This is a genomic window from Kitasatospora sp. NPDC057904 (assembly GCF_042887925.1).
GTDB lineage: Bacteria > Actinomycetota > Actinomycetes > Streptomycetales > Streptomycetaceae > Kitasatospora.
The window spans coordinates 1-5010 of record NZ_JBHVOL010000002.1 but is presented as its reverse complement, the minus strand read 5'-3'; the positions used below and the strand labels follow the sequence as shown (position 1 = coordinate 5010).

At 72.6% G+C, this 5010-nt stretch carries 5 protein-coding genes; 3 read left to right on the top strand and 2 right to left on the bottom strand.

All coding sequences use genetic code 11. The annotated features are described in order from the left end of the window. The first annotated feature begins 1 nt into the window (after window position 1). Window positions 2-118 (top strand): RICIN domain-containing protein, encoded by a 117-nt coding sequence (locus ACFVSN_RS05540; protein WP_380506234.1) that lies wholly within the window; start codon window positions 2-4, stop codon window positions 116-118. 532 nt (window positions 119-650) lie between these two features. Here the strand turns inward: ACFVSN_RS05540 and ACFVSN_RS05535 are convergent. After that, window positions 651-929 carry a hypothetical protein gene (locus tag ACFVSN_RS05535; protein WP_387953729.1) on the bottom strand — a complete coding sequence of 93 codons (279 nt, stop codon included), beginning with the start codon at window positions 927-929 and terminating at the stop codon, window positions 651-653. A 286-nt stretch (window positions 930-1215) separates the two neighbouring features. Then, window positions 1216-1905 (bottom strand): TetR/AcrR family transcriptional regulator, encoded by a 690-nt coding sequence (locus ACFVSN_RS05530; RefSeq protein ID WP_387953728.1) that lies wholly within the window; start codon window positions 1903-1905, stop codon window positions 1216-1218. 152 nt (window positions 1906-2057) lie between these two features. Between ACFVSN_RS05530 and ACFVSN_RS05525 the strand changes: the two genes are divergently transcribed. Continuing rightward, window positions 2058-2984, top strand: coding sequence for an NADP-dependent oxidoreductase (locus ACFVSN_RS05525; protein ID WP_387953726.1), 927 nt, complete (start codon window positions 2058-2060; stop codon window positions 2982-2984). A 297-nt stretch (window positions 2985-3281) separates the two neighbouring features. Further along, on the top strand, window positions 3282-4631 hold the full coding sequence (locus ACFVSN_RS05520) for a lipase family protein (RefSeq protein WP_387953724.1): 1350 nt from the start codon (window positions 3282-3284) through the stop codon (window positions 4629-4631). Window positions 4632-5010 lie beyond the last annotated feature (379 nt).

The window sequence follows — 5010 nt, the reverse complement described above, 5'->3', positions numbered from 1 at the left end:
GATCAAGACCTTTGCCGGCAAGTGCCTCGACGTATGGGGCGCCAGCTCCGGCAACGGGGCCGGCATCGACCAGTGGACCTGCACGGGTGGCACCAACCAGCAGTTCACGATCGTCTGAGCTGCTCCCGCGTCGCCAAGAGCGAACGTGTGACTCCTGACGGGCCCACACTTCCGAGGCCGGGTACGGCGGGCCGTCCTGGGGAGTAGGCCGGGGTGAGAGGTGTGAGGCACCTGGTGCACCTACGCGCACCAGGAGCCCCTGGTGCCGGCTCGATGATCGGGCGCCTCCCGACCGCCACCCGTGAACGCCCGAAGGCCGTCGCCCACAGCGGGGCGACGGCCTTCCTGCGCCTTTCCCGGGGCCGCGGCAGCGTAGCGCGCGCCTCGGACAACAGCCCCCGTCCCGGCCAGCGCCGGCCCTACGCCCACTCGACTCCGTGCTCGGCGAGTTGCGCGAGCTGCCCGGGGCCGATCTTGGCCCGGCGGGCCTTCGTGTTGTTCAGGAGCGCCCCCAGGCCGACCGGCCGCCCTTCCGAGCCGTCGCCGGCTCGGTCCGGGGTCCCCGCCCGCTCCCGCTGCACCGGGCGGCGAGGGCTGACCCCGCCGCCCGGCCTGGCCCCTCGCGCACGGGGCGCAGCCGGTGGGCGGGGCTACTGGAACGGTCGGGCGAGGATGCCCAGTTGTTGTTCGGCGAGGGCGCCTATGGGGCCGGGGGTGTCGAGGTGGGCCACGATGGTGGTCTCGAACAGCTCCAGCATCGAGTGGGCCTCGTGGACGGTCTGGAGGGTGTAGCCGGCGTGCTTTTGTCGGTCGCCGCCCAGGGCGGGGATGCGGCCGGTGATGACCTCGTTGTGGATGGTCTCGGCGGTCTTGATGGTGTGGCGGTACTTGTCGCGCAGGAAGTCGACCATCGCCTGGGTGTCGTTCATCGTGTCATAGTGGCGCACTGGCCGCCGGAGCACACACTTTGGAGGCGAGGACGGTTTCGTGGGCTGGCTCCCGTGTGCGGTGTCGGCACACCGTTCTGCGGGCCCGTCACCGACACCCCCGTGCCCGGTCCGGCCCGAGTGCTCCGCCCGCCCCTCCGAACCCGAGAACGAGGGCTGACCTCACCGCCCGGCCCTCCTCGTCTGGGACGGAACCGGTGACCGGGGAGGGGGCGACGGGAGTGTCCGACCGGCCACCGGATCGCCGGACGTGTCCTCGACGATGCGGTCATCCCGTTCGACGCGGTGCCCTGTACGCCCTGTACAGGTCGTCGAGGCGCAGTGGCGCGGGTTCGGGCAGAGGTGTGTCGTCCGTCGGCCGGCAGGACTGGAAGAAGTAGGCGAGCAGGCGGCGGGACGCGGCCATGGAGGCCGCCGGGGAGTCCCGCAGGACGCCGTTGTTGGCCAGGAGCAGCAGCGTGACGTCGCTGCTGTCGAAGTCCTTGCGCAACTGTCCGGTGTCCTTCGCGCGCTGGACCAGCAGGGCGAGGGATTCCCCGGCGCGGGCACGTTCACGCCGGACGTCGGGCGCGTCGGGGAATTCGGCGAGGAACGCGGCGCTGAAGCCGCGGTCCTCGGCCTGCATCCGGCAGATCCGGGTGAGGGCGGTGCGAAGTCCGCGCCAGGGATCGTCGTCCGCAAGGGCCTCGTCGACGGCCGCGACGCACTGGCCGAGTTGTTCGGAGAACGCGGCCGCGATCAGCGAGTCGCGCGTCGGGAAGTGCCGGTAGAGGGTGGCGGCACCCACACCGGCCCGGCGGGCGATCGCGCTGGCGGGCACGTCGGGGCCGTCGAGGGCGTACGCGTCGCGAGCGGCCTGGAGGAGCCGGGCGCGGTTGTTCCGGGCGTCGGCCCGCTGCGCCGGGGCGGGGGTGCCGGCGGGGGAGGTGGACGGGTTCCGAGACAGTCCGTCAGGCATGTCTCCCACTTAAACACAAACGGAAGAGGTCGACCGTTTAGCGGGTTAGCGTGACGCGATGCCGCGGGTTCCCGCAGCCGGCCTCCTGCCGCGGAGGCCGGCGACCGCGGGTTCTCCCGTCGAATGCCGTGCCGTGTGTATGGAGGCTTTCCGTGTTCGCTGTGCAGTACCACCGCTACGGCGGTTCCGAGGTTCTTGCCGTCGAAGAGGTCGAGGAGCCGCACGCCGGGCCCGGTCGAGTCCGGATCGCCGTGCGTGCCACCGGCGTCACCCCTGCCGACTGGTACCTGCGTTCAGGGATGCTGCGGGACTTCGTTCCCCTGAGCCTGCCCCACATACCGGGCATGGATGCCGCGGGCATCGTCGACGAGGTGGGGGAGGGGGTGACCGGCACCGCCGTGGGAGACGCGGTCTTCGGTCTCGTTCCCTTCGCGGACCGGGGCGGCGCCGCGGCCGAGTACGCCGTGCTGGAGGCGTGGGCGCCCAAGCCCCGGTCGTGGTCCTTCGGGGAAGCCGGCGGCGCCGCGGGCAACGTCGACACGGCCACGCGTGTACTGGAAGCCCTGGACGCCGTCGAGGGCATGACCTTGCTGATCGAGGGCGCCGCCGGCGGTGTCGGGACCATCACCGCACAACTCGCCCGGGCCCGCGGCCTCACCGTGATCGGCACCGCCGGCGAGGGCAATCACGGTTTCCTCGAGGGGCTCGGCGTCGTACCCGTCACCTACGGGCCTGGCCTGGCCGATCGCCTCGCCGTACTGGCTCCGCGCGGCGTCGACGTGGTTCTGGACGCGGCGGGCAAGGGCTCCCTCGCCGAACTGGTGGCCATCGCCGGCGACCCGAACCGCGTGGTGACCATCGCTGACTTCGACGCCGCCCGGCACGGAGTGCGGTTCTCCCGCTCCGAGGCAGGAGGGTCACCGGGCTGGGCAGGGCTGCCGTTGGCGGCGGACCTGGCCGATCAGGGCCGCCTCACCGTCCCCCTGCACGCCGTGTTCCCGCTGGAGGAGACCGCCGCGGCCCATGACGTCAGCGCCGCCGGCCACGCGCGCGGAAAGATCGTCATCACCGTGCCCTGAGTGATCGCCCTCGAACTGCCCCGTTCACCAATGCTGTTGGGGCCGGCGGCGGCAACGCCGCCGAGCGCACACCGCACGCCGACCCCCGCCTGCACAGTGGCCGGCACCGGCCCCTCCCCGACACCGATGACCGGTCGCACACCAGGCCGGGAATTTTCCGCGGCCCGACCCGGAGACAGCGCGCCCGGCCGTCGTCATGATGTTCTCCGGGACGCCGGCTACGCGTTGGTAACAACGAAGCGTGGTCACACGCGTCCTCTGACAGGTCATCAAGAATCCCAGCCACCCGGGGGAATCATGCGCAAACGCACGTCCAGGCTGCTCGCAGCCGCCGTCACCGCCGCCCTGACCGCCACCGCCACGGCCGCCGCCGCCGGCCCGGCGTCGGCGACGGCGCGCTCCACCACCGCCACCACCGCGAGCGACCCCTTCTACTCCTACGACGACAGCACCCCGCTGGCTTCGTTCGCGCCGGGTACCGTGCTCAAAACGCGGACCCTGCCGTACCACGTCCTGGGGCTGCCCACCCCGGTGACGGCGGTCCAGCTGCTCTACCGCACCATCGACGCCCAGGGGCGCCCGTCCGCCAACGTGACCACCGTGCTCCGCAGCCTGACCGGGGACAGCGGCAGAGCCGTCTCCTACCAGTCCTTCTACGACTCGCTCGACCCGGAGGACGGCCCCTCCCGGGCAGTCGCCGGGAACCTCAGCCTGGGCGGCGCGATCCCGAACGTCGAGGCGATGTACATCGTGCCGCTGCTCGCCCAGGGCTACAACGTGGTGCTCCCGGACACCGAGGGCCAGAACGCCGACTTCGGAGCCGGGCCGGAGTACGCCACCACCACCCTGGACTCGATCCGGGCCGCGAGCGCGTCCCCGGCGACCGGCCTGACCCCGGACACCCGCTTCGGGCTGATGGGGTACTCCGGCGGCGCCGTCGCCAGCGCCTGGGCGGCCGCGCTCGCACCCGGCTACGCGCCCGAGGTCAACGCCAGACTGGTCGGCTACGCCGAGGGCGGGCTGCTGGTGGACCCGGCGCACAACATCCGGTACATCGACGGCTCGCTGGTGTGGAGCGGGATCATCCCGATGGCGCTGGTCGGGGTCTCGCGCTCCTCCGGCATCGACCTCGCGCCCTACCTGAACGACTACGGCCGGTCGGTCCTGCGGCAGTTGGAGCACGGCTCGCTCACCGACGCCCTGGGCCACTACCCCGGGCTGACCTGGAAGGCGATGGCCAAGCCCCAGTACGCCGACCCGAACTCGGTGGGGCCCTACGTCACGGCCGTCAACCGGACCAACCTCGCTTCGGCCCCGACCCCGACCGTGCCCGGCTACCTCGCCCAGGGCAACGCCGGCGTCCTCGAAGGCACCTTCGGCAACCCGGCCGGCATCGGCACGGGCGACGGCGTGACGGTCGCCGGGGACGTGCGGGCGCTCGCCCGCCAGTACTGCGCGACCGGCACCGCGGCGGTCGCGTACCAGCAGTACGACTTCCTCAGCCACTTCGGCCTCCCCACCGCCTGGGCCCCGCAGGCCGTGGTGTGGCTGAACGACCGCTTCGCCGACCGCCCCGCCCCCTCCGACTGCGGTCACATCCCGGCCGGCAACTCCCTCGCCCCGGAACAGCCCGTGCCGGGCTCCTGACTCCCGGCCGGGCGCCGACGGCCGCGCCCCGGGAGCAGAAACACGAGGCCTGGTGATTACGGGGCTGCGACGCCCTGTGATCGCCAGGCCCCGTGCCGGCGGTGCAGGGGAGCCGGGCCAACGACGAGCCGCGCCCTGCGGACCCGCGCCGCCGGGACCGGCAGGGCGACTCGCCCTGACCACGGTGCCCCCGGCCCGAGGGACCAGGCTGACCTGCCCGTTCCCGCTGTACCGGGCGGCGGGGGCTGACCCGGCCGCCCGGCCTGGCGCCCTCGCGTACGGGGGGGTCTGTACGGTCTTCGGTGTAACTCCCGATCAAGGAAGAACACCTGATGAGCGACGTGATCGTCTCTGCTGAGGCGGTTGAGGAAGTCCGGCC

Bases quoted from the DNA above. Each gene is read 5' to 3' on its own strand.
- ACFVSN_RS05535 (WP_387953729.1), bottom strand. From the start codon at position 929: ATGAACGACACCCAGGCGATGGTCGACTTCCTGCGCGACAAGTACCGC.
- ACFVSN_RS05530 (WP_387953728.1), bottom strand. From the start codon at position 1,905: ATGCCTGACGGACTGTCTCGGAACCCGTCCACCTCCCCCGCCGGCACC.
- ACFVSN_RS05520 (WP_387953724.1), top strand. From the start codon at position 3,282: ATGCGCAAACGCACGTCCAGGCTGCTCGCAGCCGCCGTCACCGCCGCC.